Origin of the sequence: Aestuariibaculum suncheonense (assembly GCF_014596935.1) — a bacterium.
GTDB classification, from domain to species: Bacteria; Bacteroidota; Bacteroidia; order Flavobacteriales; family Flavobacteriaceae; genus Aestuariibaculum; species Aestuariibaculum suncheonense.
In genome coordinates, this window is sequence record NZ_JACVXC010000001.1 from 245,957 (window position 1) to 263,387 (window position 17,431).

General features: G+C 36.4%; 18 protein-coding genes. 4 read left to right on the top strand and 14 right to left on the bottom strand.

Going from position 1 to position 17,431, the window contains the following annotated elements; translation table 11 throughout:
* Positions 1-9: 9 nt before the first annotated feature.
* From ICJ84_RS01025 to ICJ84_RS01070, 10 genes are all read right to left on the bottom strand, one after another.
* A complete protein-coding gene (locus ICJ84_RS01025) occupies positions 10-333 on the bottom strand; it encodes a DUF59 domain-containing protein (protein WP_188214502.1) in 324 nt (107 codons plus the stop codon).
* 55 nt (positions 334-388) lie between these two features.
* Positions 389-811, bottom strand: a complete 423-nt coding sequence (locus ICJ84_RS01030; RefSeq protein WP_188214503.1) for a SufE family protein — start codon at positions 809-811, stop codon at positions 389-391.
* A 39-nt stretch (positions 812-850) separates the two neighbouring features.
* Entirely contained in the window at positions 851-1,279 is a 429-nt protein-coding gene (locus tag ICJ84_RS01035) for a hypothetical protein (RefSeq protein ID WP_188214504.1), read from the bottom strand.
* A 73-nt stretch (positions 1,280-1,352) separates the two neighbouring features.
* Positions 1,353-2,435 carry a zinc metalloprotease gene (locus ICJ84_RS01040; protein WP_188214505.1) on the bottom strand — a complete coding sequence of 361 codons (1,083 nt, stop codon included), beginning with the start codon at positions 2,433-2,435 and terminating at the stop codon, positions 1,353-1,355.
* 140 nt (positions 2,436-2,575) lie between these two features.
* Positions 2,576-3,790, bottom strand: a complete 1,215-nt coding sequence (locus ICJ84_RS01045; protein WP_188214506.1) for an aminotransferase class V-fold PLP-dependent enzyme — start codon at positions 3,788-3,790, stop codon at positions 2,576-2,578.
* Between the two features lie 99 nt (positions 3,791-3,889).
* Entirely contained in the window at positions 3,890-5,203 is a 1,314-nt protein-coding gene (gene sufD, locus ICJ84_RS01050) for a Fe-S cluster assembly protein SufD (protein WP_188214507.1), read from the bottom strand.
* A 9-nt stretch (positions 5,204-5,212) separates the two neighbouring features.
* Complete coding sequence (gene sufC, locus ICJ84_RS01055) at positions 5,213-5,968, bottom strand: Fe-S cluster assembly ATPase SufC (protein WP_188214508.1); 756 nt, start codon at positions 5,966-5,968, stop codon at positions 5,213-5,215.
* A gap of 2 nt (positions 5,969-5,970) precedes the next feature.
* Positions 5,971-6,393, bottom strand: coding sequence for a hypothetical protein (locus ICJ84_RS01060; RefSeq protein ID WP_188214509.1), 423 nt, complete (start codon positions 6,391-6,393; stop codon positions 5,971-5,973).
* Between the two features lie 11 nt (positions 6,394-6,404).
* Positions 6,405-7,853: a Fe-S cluster assembly protein SufB gene (gene sufB, locus ICJ84_RS01065; RefSeq protein WP_188214510.1), complete on the bottom strand. Its 1,449-nt coding sequence runs from the start codon at positions 7,851-7,853 to the stop codon at positions 6,405-6,407.
* An 18-nt stretch (positions 7,854-7,871) separates the two neighbouring features.
* Positions 7,872-8,201, bottom strand: coding sequence for a HesB/IscA family protein (locus ICJ84_RS01070; RefSeq protein WP_188214511.1), 330 nt, complete (start codon positions 8,199-8,201; stop codon positions 7,872-7,874).
* 228 nt (positions 8,202-8,429) lie between these two features.
* Between ICJ84_RS01070 and thiL the strand changes: the two genes are divergently transcribed.
* On the top strand, positions 8,430-9,467 hold the full coding sequence (gene thiL, locus ICJ84_RS01075; protein ID WP_188214512.1) for a thiamine-phosphate kinase: 1,038 nt from the start codon (positions 8,430-8,432) through the stop codon (positions 9,465-9,467).
* A gap of 99 nt (positions 9,468-9,566) precedes the next feature.
* On the opposite strand, the gene ICJ84_RS01080 is transcribed toward thiL, so the two are convergent.
* The 3 genes from ICJ84_RS01080 to ICJ84_RS01090 form a co-directional block, all read right to left on the bottom strand.
* The gene (locus ICJ84_RS01080; protein ID WP_188214513.1) at positions 9,567-9,833 is read right to left on the bottom strand and encodes a hypothetical protein; all 267 of its coding nucleotides are present in this window, start codon (positions 9,831-9,833) and stop codon (positions 9,567-9,569) included.
* A gap of 62 nt (positions 9,834-9,895) precedes the next feature.
* Positions 9,896-10,675, bottom strand: coding sequence for an alpha/beta fold hydrolase (locus tag ICJ84_RS01085; protein ID WP_188214514.1), 780 nt, complete (start codon positions 10,673-10,675; stop codon positions 9,896-9,898).
* 17 nt (positions 10,676-10,692) lie between these two features.
* Complete coding sequence (locus ICJ84_RS01090; RefSeq protein ID WP_188214515.1) at positions 10,693-11,349, bottom strand: hypothetical protein; 657 nt, start codon at positions 11,347-11,349, stop codon at positions 10,693-10,695.
* 181 nt (positions 11,350-11,530) lie between these two features.
* Between ICJ84_RS01090 and ICJ84_RS01095 the strand changes: the two genes are divergently transcribed.
* Entirely contained in the window at positions 11,531-12,856 is a 1,326-nt protein-coding gene (locus ICJ84_RS01095) for an aspartate kinase (protein WP_188214516.1), read from the top strand.
* Between the two features lie 162 nt (positions 12,857-13,018).
* Here the strand turns inward: ICJ84_RS01095 and ICJ84_RS01100 are convergent, their stop codons facing one another.
* Positions 13,019-14,311, bottom strand: a complete 1,293-nt coding sequence (locus tag ICJ84_RS01100) for an aminopeptidase P family protein (protein WP_188214517.1) — start codon at positions 14,309-14,311, stop codon at positions 13,019-13,021.
* 412 nt (positions 14,312-14,723) lie between these two features.
* Here ICJ84_RS01100 and ICJ84_RS01105 point away from each other — a divergent pair, with 412 nt between their 5' ends.
* Both ICJ84_RS01105 and ICJ84_RS01110 read left to right on the top strand, forming a co-directional pair.
* On the top strand, positions 14,724-15,407 hold the full coding sequence (locus ICJ84_RS01105; RefSeq protein WP_188214518.1) for a succinate dehydrogenase cytochrome b subunit: 684 nt from the start codon (positions 14,724-14,726) through the stop codon (positions 15,405-15,407).
* Positions 15,408-15,418: 11 nt separating this feature from the next.
* Entirely contained in the window at positions 15,419-17,431 is a 2,013-nt protein-coding gene (locus ICJ84_RS01110; protein ID WP_188214519.1) for a fumarate reductase/succinate dehydrogenase flavoprotein subunit, read from the top strand.

Sequence of the window (17,431 nt, forward strand, 5' to 3'; positions counted from 1 at the left end):
AGTTTGTTATTAAAGCATGCCCAATTCTAATTTGGCTTCTTCACTCATTAAATCCTGTGTCCATGGCGGATCGAAAGTGATTTCAACCTCGGCACTATTTACATCGTTTAACGATTTTATTTTTTCTTCAACCTCGAGAGGTAATGTTTCTGCTACGGGGCAGTTAGGTGTTGTTAAAGTCATTAAGATTTTAACATCGTAATCTTCGTTTACAAAAACATCATAAATTAACCCTAATTCGTAGATGTCTACAGGAATTTCCGGGTCGTAAATGGTTTTTAAAACATTAACTATTTTTTCACCTAAATCGGCAGTGTCAATTGCTTCGCTCATATGTTCAATGTTTACAGGCTTAGTCGGATATTGCTAAGCGACTTAACGAATATTATTATTTTATTTGTGTCTGGTATGCTATGGCATACATTTTAAGTTGTTTTATCATACTAACCAAACCGTTAGCTCGGGTAGGTGATAAGTGTTCTTTTAAACCAATTTTGTCTATAAAACTCATGTCGGCATCGATAATATCTTTAGGATGCTGGTTTGAAAAGACACGAATTAAAATAGCTATGATACCTTTAGTGATAATGGCATCACTATCTGCAGTAAATTCTATTTTATCGTCCTGCATTTCGGCATGTACCCAAACCTTACTCTGGCAACCTTTAATAATATTGCTATCGGTTTTATATTGCTCGTCGATTAGGGGTAAGTCTTTCCCTAAATCAATCATATATTGGTAACGCTCTTCCCAATCTTCAAACATTGAGAACTCGTCAATAATTTCATTTTGAATTTCTTCTATAGTCACAATCTCAAATTTTATGTAAAAATACAATAAGAATATTAGCTATTCAATGTTTTCTGTAATAGATAGTATTTCTTTAACAAGTTCGGCGATTTCCTGTGGCGGATTGCCATGATCAAACGATTGACTTTCATAAATAGAATCCTGATAGGTTATTTTTAGTTTAGCGATGGCTGCAGCATCGTACATACGTTTGTCGGAAGGCGCTTTTAAGTTTGGAATATCCGGAATATCAATAGTTTTTAAGATGTTGTAAATGGTAGACCATTTTTTATCTGAACAGGGCTTAATCAAAGCTTTTGAATTTCTGTTCTTTTGAAATGTGACTTCTTTTTTATTAATGCTTATGTGTTTATACGACCCTCGGGATATTGCAGAATATTCTACAGTAATGGCATCTTCATTGATATTTGAATCGGTACAGCTATTTACATTTAATATTAAACTAATAATGAAGATGAATAGTTTCATAGCACAGTTTTGTTCATTAATAATACAAAAAAGACGCCAAACGAGGCGTCTTTTTAGATATTTTCGATGATTTTTAATTTGATGTTGAAGTCACAAATGAGCTCCTATAACCATCACTAGCGAATAAGGCTCTAGACCTTGTGTGTTGTCCTATGGTAAACATATACATGCAGTCGTCATAAACATAATCCATATAATTCATAGTCATATCATTTGAGTTACATGCAACCATTGGATATGTTGGGCAATAATAATTTGGTCCGTCAGATCTAGGTGTATCGTCAACAAAATCATCATAACTACAACCACCATCACCCCAAATATGTCTTAAATTTAACCAGTGGCCAACTTCGTGGGTAGCTGTTCGCCCATTACCATAAGGGCCTGTTGTTTTACCAAAATAATTAGTACCTATAACAATACCATCTGTTGAAGCTGGTCCACCAGGGAATTGTGCATAGCCTAAAATACCACCTCCAATTTCACAAACCCAGATGTTTAAATTATGGCCAGGGTCAGTAGCATCAATGCCACCTTTTTTTGAAGATTTCATGGCATCTCTGGTACCCCAACTAGCCTTACTTGAAATTTTACGGTAGATGGCATTAACTTTAAAAGATATTTTATAGTCTGCTATTAAACCAGAAAACTCATTGGGCACCCTTGAAGTATTTGGATTATTGTTATTGAAGTCTTCATTTAAAATTGCAATTTGAGATGCGATTTGAGCATCAGTAACCTCACCATTAAATTTCTCTATAATATTTACGACCACAGGAATCTCGATAATGCCATCATATGGAATTGAGGGTTCCGGATCGGGAGAAGGATCATTTGTGTTAGGTCCACCTCCGGGAGTGCCATTTGGTTTTTTCGAAGCTATAAATTTTCTGGTTTGATACTCGATAGAATACATGCGTTGCTCTAAGCCTAGATTTTCATCTAATAGTCTATTTAGATTAGTCATTGTGTAGCAACTACGCCTTGCGATTTTAGAGTTTGTAGTTTTAGCGGTTTGGCTATCGTCTATAGTTGTGTAAACAAAGAAGTCACTCATGTCTATGTCTCGCTCATAGGAATTGTTTTCTGAATCAGAAATGTTACAGGCGACGCATAACAGAGCTAGTGAAATAAGTTTTAAAATATTAGATTTCATCTTGTTAGAGTTTTGTTAGCTCTAATAAAGATATTAATATTTTAAGGAAATTTTAACAAATAATAACTAAGGCTGAAAGTTTTCGATAAAAAGCCAGATAGTGAATTTGAAACGAACTAACAGTAAAGGAAATAATACAGTTAAATAAGCATCATTTTAGCTTTTTTAACGCCTTCAACTAAAGCATCAATTTCGGCTTTAGTATTGTAAAAAGCAAAAGAAGCTCGAACCGTGCCAGGAATAGAATAAAAGTCCATAATAGGTTGTGCACAATGATGACCGGTACGAACGGCAATACCTAATTTATCTAAAATAGTACCCACATCATAAGGATGAATACCATCCAAATTAAAGGAGATTACCGATGTTTTGTGTTTTGAAGTACCGTAAATAGTTAAACCTTCAATGGTTAAAAGTTTGTCTGTAGCGTATTGTAAAAGCTCGTTCTCGTAGGTTGCTATGTTGTCGAAACCAATAGTATTCATATAATCAACGGCAGCTCCAAAAGCGATGCCGCCGCAAATATTTGGTGTTCCGGCTTCGAACTTATGCGGTAAATCGGCATAGGTGGTTTTTTCGAAAGTCACTTCTGCAATCATTTCACCACCACCTTGATAAGGCGGTAATTTTTTCAGCCATTCTTCTTTACCATAAAGCATTCCTTGTCCCGTTGGACCACACATTTTATGAGCTGAAGCTACATAAAAATCGACGCCTAAAGCCTGAACATCTGGTTTTATATGTGGAGTAGACTGCGCCCCATCGATTAAAACAGCAGCACCAACTAAATGAGCCTGTTTAATGATGTATTCGATAGGGTTTATGGTTCCTAAGGCGTTAGAGATATGATTTACGAATACCAGTTTGGTTTTGTCTGAAAGCAGATTGTCGAACTCCGAAATAACCAGTTCCCCATCCTGATTCATTGGAATGACCTTTAAGGTGGCTCCTGTACGTTCACAAAGCATTTGCCAAGGCACAATGTTACTGTGGTGCTCTAATGCCGAAACGATTATTTCGTCGTCTTTGGTGAGTAATGAGGAAAAACCGTTGGCAACTAAGTTAATACCATGGGTTGTTCCTGATGTGAAAATAATTTCGTGCGCATGTTTAGCATTAAAGTGCGCCTGAATTTTTTGTCTGGCCTGCTCATATTTATCGGTAGCTTCCTGACTTAATGTATGTACGCCACGATGAATGTTCGCATTGTAGTTTGAATAATAATCTACAATAACATCAATCACCTGTTGCGGTGTTTGTGAGGTTGCAGCATTATCAAAATATACTAAAGGTTTACCGTTTACTTTTCGTGAAAGGATAGGGAAGTCTTTTCGTATGTTATCTACATTAAACATGGCAGGTATATTTAGCCCCGATAGAGGTATTTGTTGAAGCTCTTCCTGACAGGTGTCGGGAAAGCGACTACCGGTAGCGGGAAAAGCTTCAAAATAATTTTATAAATCGAACCCGATATTAACGCCTAATTTGTTGGCGATAAGCTTGGTGATACGTTGTTTTATTTCTGGAATTTTAACTGAACTTAAAACGTTATTACTAAACGCATACATTAAAAGTCCTTTGGCTTCTTTTTCAGGGATACCACGCGAACGCATGTAGAACATCGCGCTTTCGTCTAACTGACCAATGGTACAACCGTGAGAACATTTTACGTCGTCGGCAAAAATCTCTAATTGGGGCTTGGTATTAATAGTTGCTTTGTCGCTTATTAAAATGTTATTGTTGGCCTGGAATGCATTGGTTTTCTGAGCTTCTTTTTCAACAATAACTTTACCGTTAAATACACCTACAGCACTATCGTCGAAAATACCTTTGTAATCCTGGTGACTTTCGCAGTTAGGCTCGATATGGTGTACCAAGGTGTTGTGATCTACGTGTTGCTTATCACCAATAATGGTCACACCTTTAAGCGTAGAATCGATACGTTCTCCGTTTTGGAAGAAGTTTAGATTGTTACGGGTTAATTTACCACCAAAGCTAAAGGTGTGAACCGAAGCCACACTTTCGCGTTTTTGGTTGATAAAGGTATTATCGATTAATGACGCGGTAAGGTTGTCGTTTTGAATTTTGTAATAATCAACAATAGCACGTTTGTTAGCAAATACTTCGGTCACGCAGTTGGTTAATACCGGGTTGTCGGTTAAACTTTGGTGGCGTTCGATAATCTGCACATGAGAATTCTCGTCAACAACAATTAAGTTACGAGGTTGTAACATCGTGGCAGCTTCATTTCCCGAAGAAAAATGCACAATTTGAATTGGCTTTTCTACCACTTTATTTTTAGGAATGTGAATGAATGCACCTTCACTTGAAAACGCAGTGTTTAAGGATGTTAAACTGTCTTTGCTCGCTATTTTATTAAAATAATTCTCGATCACCAATTGGTATTTAGGTTTGCTTAGTGCCGCAGACATTAAACAGACATCAATACCATCGTGTGTGGTTTGCGATAAGTGCGATGAATATTTTCCATCGATAAATACAATTTTGTAACTATCGATTTCGTGAATGAAATATTTTTTCACATCGCGGTACTCTAAAGCGTCTTCCTGTTTTGGGAATAAGCTATAGTCGTGTTTTAAAACACTGTTTAGTGAGGTGTATTTCCAGGCTTCATCTTTTTTAGAAGGAAAGCCTTTTTCCTCAAATATTTTGATAGCATCGGTTCTAACATCATGAACATAAGCATCGACATCGACGCGATTTTCGAAGGCTAGAAACGATGATACTAGTTTATCTTTTAAATCCATTTTTTCGATTTATTTAGCGTCAACTTCTTCTTTAATCCAGTCGTAACCTTTCTCTTCTAACTCGTGAGCTAATTCTTTTCCGCCAGATTTTACAATACGTCCGTTGTATAATACGTGAACGAAATCTGGAACGATATAATCTAATAGACGTTGGTAATGTGTAATAACCACAACCGCATTGTTTTCATTTTTTAATTTGTTAACCCCGTTGGCAACAATACGTAAGGCATCGATATCTAAACCAGAATCGGTTTCATCAAGAATAGCTAATTTAGGATCTAACATAGCCATTTGGAAAATCTCGTTACGTTTTTTCTCTCCACCAGAGAAGCCTTCGTTTAAAGAGCGCGATAAAAATTTACGGTCGATTTCTAAAAGTTCAGATTTCTCACGGATTAACTTAAGCATGTCTTTAGCAGGCATTTCTTCTAATCCTTGAGCCTTACGAGTTTCGTTAATAGCGGTTTTCATGAAGTTTGTTACTGAAACTCCAGGAATTTCTACAGGATATTGAAACGATAAGAAAATCCCTTTGTGTGCACGCTCTTCAGCAGCTAATTCCTCAATATCTTCACCTTCAAAAAAGATGCTACCATCGGTAACTTCGTACTCTTCTTTTCCAGCGATTACTGAAGAAAGTGTACTTTTTCCAGAACCGTTAGGTCCCATAATAGCGTGTACTTCACCTGGTTTAACTTCAAGGTTAATACCTCTTAAAATCGCTTTATCCTCAACACGAGCGTGTAAATTCTCAATTTTTAACATAACTATTCTTGTCCTAGTTTTACAACATTGTTACTCTCTGGATTGGGTTTTGAAACGTTCAAAATTTCAACTACCTCAACTTTATTATCCCAAAGAATTTTATCGTCTTTTTTATTTGTAATTTTTCCTCTTATTTCTACCGGAACCATGTCGGTAGGTTCGGTTTTATATTTTTCGGCAAGCTTATTCAGCTCTTTCATTTTGTTGGTAATAAATACCCCGTAAATGTCGGCATGTGTTTGTATAACTGCAGCACCATTAAAGTACACGAAGTCACCTTTTAAAAGGGTTAGTCCGTCGCTTTGTTTCGCGGTTCTTTCAGGGCTATCGGCAGTTAAAGTGTCTTCGGTAGTTTCTGTTTTTTTGTCGTTTTTACACGCTGTTAAAACAGTAAGGGATAACAGTAAAACAAATGCTTTCTTCATATTACAGAGATTTATCCAACGCTTCCTTCTAAGCTTATTTCTAATAATTTTTGAGCTTCAACGGCGAATTCCATAGGTAACTTATTAAGTACCTCTTTACTGAATCCGTTTACGATAAGCGCGATGGCTTTTTCGGTATCGATACCACGTTGGTTACAGTAGAAAATCTGGTCTTCACCAATTTTACTGGTTGTAGCCTCGTGCTCGATTTGAGCCGTTTTATTTTTAGCTTCAATATAAGGGAAGGTATGCGCGCCACACTCGTTACCCATTAGTAAACTATCACATTGCGAGAAGTTACGTGCGTTTTCGGCACGACTTGCAATTTGTACTAATCCACGGTAAGAGTTTTGTGATTTACCTGCCGAAATACCTTTAGAAATAATGGTAGATTTTGTGTTTTTACCAAGATGAATCATTTTCGTGCCAGTATCGGCTTGCTGGTAATTGTTTGTTACGGCGATTGAGTAAAACTCACCAACCGAATTATCGCCTTTTAATACACAAGAAGGATATTTCCATGTTACAGCACTTCCAGTTTCTACCTGTGTCCAAGAGATTTTAGCGTTAGTTTCACATAAACCACGTTTGGTTACAAAGTTGTAAACCCCACCTTTACCTTCGGCGTTTCCAGGGAACCAGTTTTGTACGGTACTGTATTTAATCTCGGCGTTGTCTAAAGCGATTAGCTCTACCACAGCGGCGTGTAATTGGTTTTCATCACGACTTGGTGCTGTACAACCTTCAAGGTAACTTACGTAACTTCCTTGGTCTGCAATAACCAATGTTCTTTCAAATTGACCGGTTCCGGCCTGGTTGATACGGAAATACGTTGATAATTCCATCGGGCATCTCACACCTTTGGGAATGTAACAGAAGCTTCCATCACTAAATACAGCACTATTTAAGGCCGCGTAGAAGTTGTCGGTTTTAGGAACTACAGTTCCGATATATTTTTTTACTAGTTCCGGATGTTCTTTAATGGCTTCAGAAATTGAGCAGAAAATAATACCCTGTTCAGCTAAAGTCTTTTTGAATGTTGTTGCTACCGATACAGAATCGACAACGACATCCATAGCCACACCGGCTAATTTTTTTTGCTCATCTAATGAGATGCCTAATTTTGCGAACGTAGCCAATAATTCAGGATCAACTTCGTCTATACTATCGTATTTAGGTTTTTTATTTGGTGCTGAATAATACGAAATCGCTTGAAAATCTGGTTTTTCATAACGTACGTTGGCCCATTCCGGCTCAGTCATACCTTGCCATATGCGAAAGGCTTCTATACGCCACTCAGTCATCCATTCCGGCTCTTCTTTTTTTAAAGAAATAGCACGTACAATATCTTCGTTTAAACCAACAGGAAAAGTTTCAGATTCTATGTCAGTGTAAAATCCGTATTCGTATTCTTTAGTCTTAAGTTCTTCTCTTAAATCGTCTTCAGTATATTTACTCATCAGTCTTCAATTATAGATTTAAAGTGAAAAAGATTCACCGCAACCACAGGTTCTGTTGGCATTCGGGTTGTTAAACACAAATCCGGTACCGTTTAGTCCTCCAGAATATTCTAGAGTCGTTCCTATTAGGTATAAAAAGCTTTTTTTGTCCACAATAATTTGAACTCCATTGTCTTCAAAAACCTTATCGTCATCTGCTTTTTCTTTATCAAACTTTAAATCGTAAGATAGCCCAGAACAACCACCACTTTTTACCCCAACGCGTATATAATCGGTTGTAGGGTTAAAGCCATCTTCTTGCATAAGCTCGACAACTTTTTTCTTAGCTGTTTCAGAAACTTTTATCATAATTATCTATATAAAAATATATATTGTCAAAATTGACTGCAAATATACAATATAAGTCGCGGAATACCATAGAGCCTAACATTATATTCGTATATAGTTTAATAGGTTTTTCTTATTGTTTGAAAAATCAAGTGTTTGTTGTATAATTTTAGTTATTAGGTTAATAATTTGAATTTTTATTAGCCGTTAGGTATTCAATAATCTAAATAAGCTTCTTATTTTTGCAGCATGATAGAAGATAAAAACCAGCAGCGTACAGATTTAAGTGCCTTAGGAGAATTTGGACTAATAGACCACTTAACTAAGAATTTTGTAATCAATCATAAATCGACCATAAAAGGTATAGGCGATGATGCGGCAGTGCTTGGTTTTAAGAAACAAGTTGTAGTAACTACCGATTTGCTGGTTGAAGGCGTGCATTTCGATTTGAGTTATATGCCTTTAAAGCATTTAGGGTATAAGTCGGTGATTGTGAATCTATCTGATGTGTATGCCATGAATGCAACGGCAACACAAATTACTGTGTCTATTGCAGTGTCTAATCGTTTTCCGTTAGAGGCTTTGGAAGAAATTTATGCAGGAATAGAAACGGCTGCAAAAATTTACAATATTGATGTGGTTGGAGGTGATACGACGTCTTCTAATAAAGGACTTTTAATTTCAGTAACGGCCTTGGGTGAAGTCGATAATGCGGTCTATAGAAGTGGGGCAAAACCTAACGATTTGTTAGTGGTTAGTGGAGATTTAGGCGCTGCTTATATGGGACTTCAGGTGTTGGAGCGTGAAAAAGAGGTGTTTAAAGTGAATCCGAATAATCAACCAGATTTAGATCAGTATACCTACTTAATTGAGCGTCAGTTAAAGCCAGAGGCGAGAAAAGATATCGTGAAATTGCTAGCCGATTTAGAGGTGACACCAACAGCAATGATTGATATTAGTGATGGGTTATCTTCTGAAATCATCCATATTTGTACCCAAAGTAACGTAGGTTGCGATTTGTATGAGGAAAAAATTCCTTTAGACCCGCAAGTGATTTCAACCTGTGAAGAGTTTAATATTGACAGTACAACGGTAGCGTTAAATGGAGGTGAGGATTACGAATTGTTAATGACGATTGCTCAGGAGGATTACCCTAAAATTAAAGCGAACCCGCATTTAACAGTAATTGGTTACATGACCGAAGAAAGCGCCGGAATGCATTTAGTGACTAGAGCTGATACTAAAATTCCTATTAAAGCTCAGGGCTGGAAGAATTTTTCAGAGTAATTTCTGTAATTGCCTATTCATAAGGAATAAGGCAATAGTGAGGTTTGTTTAGTGTTTTTTAACCCTAAATCTATTCGTTTATTAAAAGCAAACTAAAGGTTAATATACAGAGGATGTAATTGCTTTTCGTTGTATACGTTCCATTCTGGAATGATGAATACGCTCTAAAATAGCATTGATTTCCTTGAATTTCGGAGTCAGTTCAATTAAGTTGCCATTGCTGTTAGTGGTTAACTGCTTTTTGCAATGCGAACAGGTGTATTCTTTAACGTGGTAGGTGACTTGTTTCGTTACTTTGAAGTTATGACCGAAAAGACTACAATACATTTTCGGTATAAATGCGGTTTTGTTAGTAGTTGTTTTCATGGTTTTTGAGGTTAATTTGTTGGAATAAACATAGTTAAAAAAAACAATACATCGTCAAAACGTTATAAATTTTCGATGAAATGCATAATTGTAGTTGAAAATTCTTTCATATTTTCAATATGACTCATGTGTCCATCGGGTAATTCTACAAGTTTTACATGGCGTCCTTTAGTCTGATTGATGACGTTTTTATAATCTAAAACCGGATCTTTTTTGCTTACAATCATGAGTTTGTCAAATTCATGATCGTCTAAAATGTGGTCCCGATCAGGTCTTATTTTCATGCCTTCCAAAGCGGCAATAATACCTTGCAAAGGCGTTTTCAATGCATTTTCAACTATCTCTTTAATCTTTTCGGAGAAGATTTCTCGATTTTTTGGTCGGAATAAATTATTGATAGCAATTCTTATAAACGTTTTGTGGTTTTGTTTAACGGCTTCTATGGCGCGGTCTCTTCCCAATTTACGTTCTGGGTTGTCAGCTAGAGCTGTAGAATTCATTAAACAAATACCATTGACCATTTCAGGATATTTTTCGGCGAAAGCCAAAGCAACATAGCCTCCCATGGAGTGCCCAATAAGTGTGGCTTTTGTAATATTTAAATCTTTTAGAACGGCTTCTACAGTTTCTGCCATCAATTCCATGATGTGTACATAGCCTAAGCATCCGGTGTCACCATGTCCCAATAAGTCTATGCAGATAATACGGTGTTGTTTAGAAAATTCCGGAAGGAAAGGTTTCCACATGCTCTTGTTTTCCAAAAAGCCATGCAGTAAAACAACGACGCTTCCTTTCCCAGTATCAGTATACGCGATGGAGGTGTTTTTGTATATTAAATTCATAAAATTATCTAAACCTTTTAAGCTTTAACTTTTTTTATGGCGGCAAAGGCTTTATCTACAAATTCGTCTTCAACGAGAATAGTAAACTCGTTGGTGGTTGAGATGACTTCATAAAGAACAATACCCTCCCAGGCTAAACGTTTAAAAAAGTGATAATACAATCCGGCAATTTTCGAGTTGTCTTCGGGAAGGTTTACGCAAATAGCCGATAAACCACTTTGTGAAGCCAAAAACGTTTCGTTGCTCAGGCATTCTTTAACAAAACCATCCAAACTGCTGGAAACAATGAGGTTGCTTTCGTGAATACCACGTGTGAAGGTGTAAAATAATTTTGGTTCCTGATTGATGCGTTCCAGAATTTTGCCGTGGTTATCAATAATGGTGTCTGAATTTTTAACTGTAAAGTCGGTTAGGTTAGAGCGCACGGTAATATCACCCAAATTCTGCATCACCTTTTTCATTTTAACCGAGTTGGTTAAAGTTGTGGGTGGATTGTAGCGTCTTAAGGCCATCATAATCGCACCTGGCTTAACATCTTTCTTCAGCATTTTGCTAATAGGTTCGGTTAATTCAATCGCTAAGGCACTAAAGTTTATAATGTTTCTTGAAAGCGCTTCTTCTAAATAAGGTTGTGTTATTAAAATGTCTTCAACACAGTTTGATACAGTTTTCATGTTAATTATTTAACAATATGTGCAAAAGTAAACATATTTTTTAATAAATATCTTTTTTATAGAAAGGAGTTATAGTTTAGCACCCAAAATAATGAGAATGAAGCTGATAATATGAATTTTCGGTATTTGGAAATTGTAGATATCAGCGTTGAACACTAAATACATTTAAGTATTCATTAATATGAAAGTATTAAAATTTGGAGGGACTTCAGTGGGGTCGGTTGAGAGTATTAGTAATGTGAAAAACATTATTAATGATGGAGATAAAAAAATAGTTGTACTATCCGCAATGTCGGGTACAACAAATCATTTAGTGTCTGTTGCCAAGGATATTGAAGAAGGTAATACAGCTGAAGCAGCTAATAAAGTTAATGCCCTTCATGAAACGTATAAAGTTGTTGTAAATAACCTGTTAAATACGAATGCTGAATTAAATGTTGATGTCCAGGCTTATGTGGCAGGTGTGTTCAATTTATTAATAGAAGCCACTGCTAAGTCGTTTACCAAAGCATTAGAAAATGAAATTTTATCACAAGGGGAAATTTTATCAACGTATATGGTAAATGCCTATTTGAAGCAAGAAGGGGTAAGTTCAACGTTACTTCCAGCTTTAAGCTTTATGCGTATTAATGAAGAGAAAGATCCGGATTTAAATTATATCAAAGCGCATTTAAAAACGGTTTTTGAGAATGCTGAAGAGGCTCAGATTTACATCACTCAAGGCTTTATTTGTTTAGATCACGAAGGTGTTGTTTCAAATTTACAACGTGGTGGAAGTGATTATACGGCAACCATTATTGGAGCGGCTATTAAAGCTGAAGAAGTTCAAATCTGGACCGATATTGATGGAATGCATAACAACGACCCTAGGTATGTTGAAAACACGAGGCCAATTTCAAACTTATCGTTTGATGAGGCTGCTGAGTTAGCATATTTCGGAGCAAAAATTTTACACCCACAAACCGTAACACCTGTAAGGGAAGATAATATTCCGGTACGTTTAAAAAATACCATGAACCCAGAAGCACACGGTACGTTAATTAACGATAACCATTCTGAAGTGGGTATTAAAGCTATTGCTGCGAAAGACGGTATTACGGCCATTAAAATTAAATCGGCACGCATGTTAAATGCGCACGGTTTCTTAAAGAAAGTATTTGAAATTTTTGAAGTTTACAAAACATCAATCGATATGATTACTACTTCTGAGGTAGCTGTATCATTAACGATAGATGATGATAAAAACTTAGATAAAATTTTAGTTGAATTAGAAAAAATTGCAACTATCGAAGTCGATACGAATCAAAGTATCGTATGTTTAGTAGGGCACTCGGTAGTGAATCATCATGATACCTATAAATTGTTCCAGATTTTACAGGATGTAAAAATTAGAATGATTTCATACGGAGGAAGTAACAATAATATTTCGTTGTTAATCAACTCGAATGATAAAATAAAAACTCTTAGCAAGCTAAACGATTATTTATTTGAATTAGTCACTCTGTAAATTATAATTTTAGTATTGTTAAAAAGGGTCGTTGCAAAACGACCCTTTCTTTTCTCGACAATCGAGATTTGAATAATTCTTAAGTTTGAACTTACACCGAAATCAGATTTTTATTTTAAGCTTTTGAGCCGATCTCGATGTGCGTCCTCCTGTATTGTTGAATTAACTATTCATTAAATCTTCAATTTCTTCTACTTCAATCGGAATGTTTGCCATTAGGTTTAATGGTTCTCCTTTTTCCTGAACGACAACATCATCTTCTAAACGAATTCCGAAACCTTCATCAGGAATATAAATTCCAGGCTCAACAGTAAATACCATATTCGCTTGCATTGGTTCTGTTAAAATACCGTAGTCGTGCGTGTCTAATCCCATATGGTGAGACGTACCGTGCATAAAGTATTTTTTGTATGCTGGCCAGTCTGGGTTTTCGTTTTGTACATCGGCTTTGTCTAAAAGGCCTAAACCTAGTAATTCTGAAGTCATCATTTTGCCAACTTCAACATGATATTCACCCCAGAGTGTTCCAGGAACTAGTAATTTGGTAGCTTCGTTTTTAACACGTAACACTGCATTGTAAACGGCTTTTTGTCTATCGTTAAAACGTCCTGAAACCGGAATGGTTCTACTTAAATCACTGGCATAATTAGCGTACTCGGCAGCGGTATCAAATAAAATTAAATCTCCGTCTTTACATTGCTGGTTGTTTTCAACATAGTGTAATACATTGGCATTATTTCCAGCAGCAATAATTGGCGTGTATGCGAAACCTTTTGAACGGTTACGTAAAAATTCGTGAGCCATTTCAGCTTCAATTTCATATTCCCAAACACCTGGTTTTACAAACCCTAAAACACGACGAAATGCTTTTTCTGTAATATTACAAGCATTTTGAATCAGGTCGATTTCAATCTGATGTTTAACAGATCGTAGACGTTGTAAAATGGGGTTGCTTTTTGCTACACTATGAGCAGGATAAGTTTCTTTTAGCCATTTGTTAAAACGGTCTTCACGCGTTTGCGTTTCGACATTAGAGCGGTAGTGTTCGTTAGTATTTATGTAAACCGTATCGCATTGCGACATGACTTCTTTAAAGATTTTGTTGAAATCCTGCAACCAGTAAACGGTTTTAATACCAGAAGTTTGAAAGGCCTGTTCTTTATCAAGTTTAGCACCTTCCCAGATTGCAATATGTTCGTTGGTCTCAGTTAAGAATAAGATTTCACGGTGTTTCGGATTTGGACAGTCCGGGAATAATAATAAAATACTCGATTCCTGATCTACGCCGCTTAAGTAGAAAATATTGCGGTCCTGTTGAAATGGCATCGTACTGTCGGCACCAATAGGGTAAATATCGTTAGAATTGAAAACAGCCAAACTATTTGGTTTCATTTGTGCTGTAAAATTCTTTCTGTTGTGAATAAATAGCGCGTTGTCTATTGGATGATATTTCATGTTATAGAATATTAGATTTTGTGAATGACACAAAAGTAAAAAAATCAAATGTTAATAAATGTTATAATTGGTAATAAGGTATTTAGGAGAGGTTAGGAGGGTGTAATAGGTGGTTGGTTTTAAGTTGACTAAAGTCATTTCAAAGTAATCGATTACATTATTGTTTTGCTGAATTTTTAGTTGAATAGTATAATTCCGATAAAGCGAATACTAAAGATTTGTTAAAGGAAATACTTAGAATTTAATGGTGTTACTTTTGAAAGTATTGATTATTAAAGGGTTTTAATGATAATTAGCTACGTATTTGCTTCTTTAAAACCATTCTAAATACTTAATAAAACCGGGGGTAAAGTTTGTCTAAAATGGGCATGCTCACTACATTTGCATCTAGATATAAACTAACTTCAAAATAATGAGCGGATTTTTTAAATCTTCGATTGGAAGAAAAGTAGCGATGGCGCTATCGGCTTTCTTCCTAATGATTTTCTTATTACAACATTTTGCAATTAACCTTTTATCTGTTTTTAGTGGTGATATTTTCAATGAAGTATCGCACTTTATGGGTACAAATTGGTTGATTCAGTTTGTAATGCAACCAGTTTTAATTTTTGGTGTGGTATTCCATTTTATTATGGGATTCATTTTAGAAATTAAAAACAAAAAAGCAAAAGGAGTAGCCTATGCTAAAAATAATGGAGCTGCAAACTCAACTTGGGTTAGTAGAAACATGATTTATAGCGGATTGGTTATTTTAGCTTTTATCTTGCTTCACTTTATCGATTTCTGGTTTCCGGAAATTAATACAAAGTACATTCAGGGCGATTGGTCTGGTGTTCATGAAGGTGTAGAAGGTTACAGATATTTCCATGAATTACAGGAGAAATTTGTTAATCCGGCAAGAGTAGCAGCTTACATCGTAGCTTTTGTGTTTTTAGCATTACACTTGTTGCACGGCTTTACATCGGCATTCCAATCTATGGGAGCTACAGCTGGAAGAAAGAAAACATTACAAAACATTGGTAAAGCGTATTCAATTATTATCCCTGCAGGGTTTATAATTATAGCGTTATATCATCATTTTAATCATATCCATTAATCTTAGATAATATGGCATTAGATTCTAAAGTACCAAAAGGTCCATTAAAAGATAAATGGACAGATTATAAAAATCATATCAACCTGGTTAACCCGGCGAACAAACGTCACATTGATGTTATTGTTGTTGGTACTGGTTTAGCAGGTGGTTCTGCAGCAGCAACGTTAGCAGAATTAGGATACAACGTTAAAGCATTTTGTTACCAGGACTCGCCTCGTAGAGCTCACTCTATCGCAGCCCAAGGTGGTATTAATGCGGCGAAAAACTATCAAGGGGATGGAGACTCGACTTACCGTTTATTTTACGATACTGTAAAAGGAGGAGATTACCGTTCTCGTGAGGCTAACGTGTATCGTTTAGCAGAAGTTTCAGCAAATATTATCGACCAGTGTGTGGCGCAAGGGGTGCCTTTCGCCCGTGATTATGGTGGATTATTAGATAACCGTTCTTTTGGTGGGGTATTAGTATCTCGTACGTTCTATGCGAAGGGACAAACTGGTCAGCAGTTACTCTTAGGAGCATATTCGGCAATGAACCGTCAAATTGCTCGTGGAAAAATTACCATGTACAACCGTCATGAAATGTTAGACGTTGTGAAAATTGATGGTAAAGCCCGAGGAATTATTGCTCGTAACTTAGTAACCGGAGAAATTGAAAGACATTCAGCACATGCTGTGGTTATCGCCTCAGGTGGATACGGAAATGTATATTTCTTATCTACTAACGCTATGGGGTCTAACGCAACGGCAGCCTGGAAAATACATAAAAAAGGCGCGTATTTCGCAAATCCTTGTTACACGCAAATTCACCCAACATGTATTCCGCGTTCGGGAGATTATCAGTCTAAATTAACATTAATGTCTGAGTCTTTACGTAACGATGGTCGTATCTGGGTGCCTAAAAACATGGAAGATGTTTTAGCGATTCGTGAAGGTCGTAAAAAACCAACCGATTTGTCGGAAGACGAAAGAGATTACTACTTAGAGCGTCGTTATCCGGCATTTGGTAATTTAGTACCTCGTGATGTGGCGTCTCGTGCAGCTAAGGAGCGTTGTGATGCTGGTTATGGTGTGAATTCAACAGGAGAAGCAGTTTACTTAGATTTCGCTTCAGCAATTGAGCGTTACGGAAAAGAGCAGGCTAAGATTCAGAATATTGAAAATCCTTCAGCTCAAAAAATCTATGATTTAGGTAAAAGTGTTGTTGAGGCTAAGTACGGAAACTTATTCCAGATGTATGAGAAAATCGTTGACGAAGATCCATACAAAACGCCTATGATGATTTACCCGGCAACACACTACACCATGGGTGGTATTTGGGTAGATTACAACTTAATGACTACGGTTGATGGCTTATATTGTATTGGTGAAGCAAACTTCTCTGATCACGGAGCGAACCGTCTTGGAGCTTCTGCATTAATGCAAGGTTTAGCCGATGGATATTTCGTATTACCTTATACGATTGGTGATTACCTAGCTAATGATATTAGAACCGGAAAAATTCCAACGGATACTCCGGAGTTTGATGAGGCTGAGAAAAGTGTTAAAGACATGATCGATTTCTTTATTAACAATAAAGGACAGCACTCAGTAGATTATTACCACAAGAAATTAGGTAAAATCATGTGGGATAAGTGTGGAATGTCACGTAACGAGCAAGGCTTAAAAGAAGCAATGGCTGAAATTAAAGCTTTACGTGAAGATTTCTGGAAAAACGTAAAAGTACCAGGAAATGCGAACGAGATGAATCCTGAGTTAGAAAAAGCAGCACGTGTTGCAGATTTCCTTGAGTTAGGTGAGTTATTTGCTAAAGATGCATTAAACAGAAATGAGTCTTGTGGTGGTCACTTTAGAGAAGAATCTGTAGAGTTAGATGGTGAGCAAAAAGGAGAAGCGAAGCGTAACGATAAAGAGTACGCTTATGTTGCTGCCTGGGAATACAAAGGTGAGCCTGCCGATGCTGTTTTACACAAAGAAGAATTAGAATTTAAGGATATAGAACTAAAACAACGTTCGTACAAATAA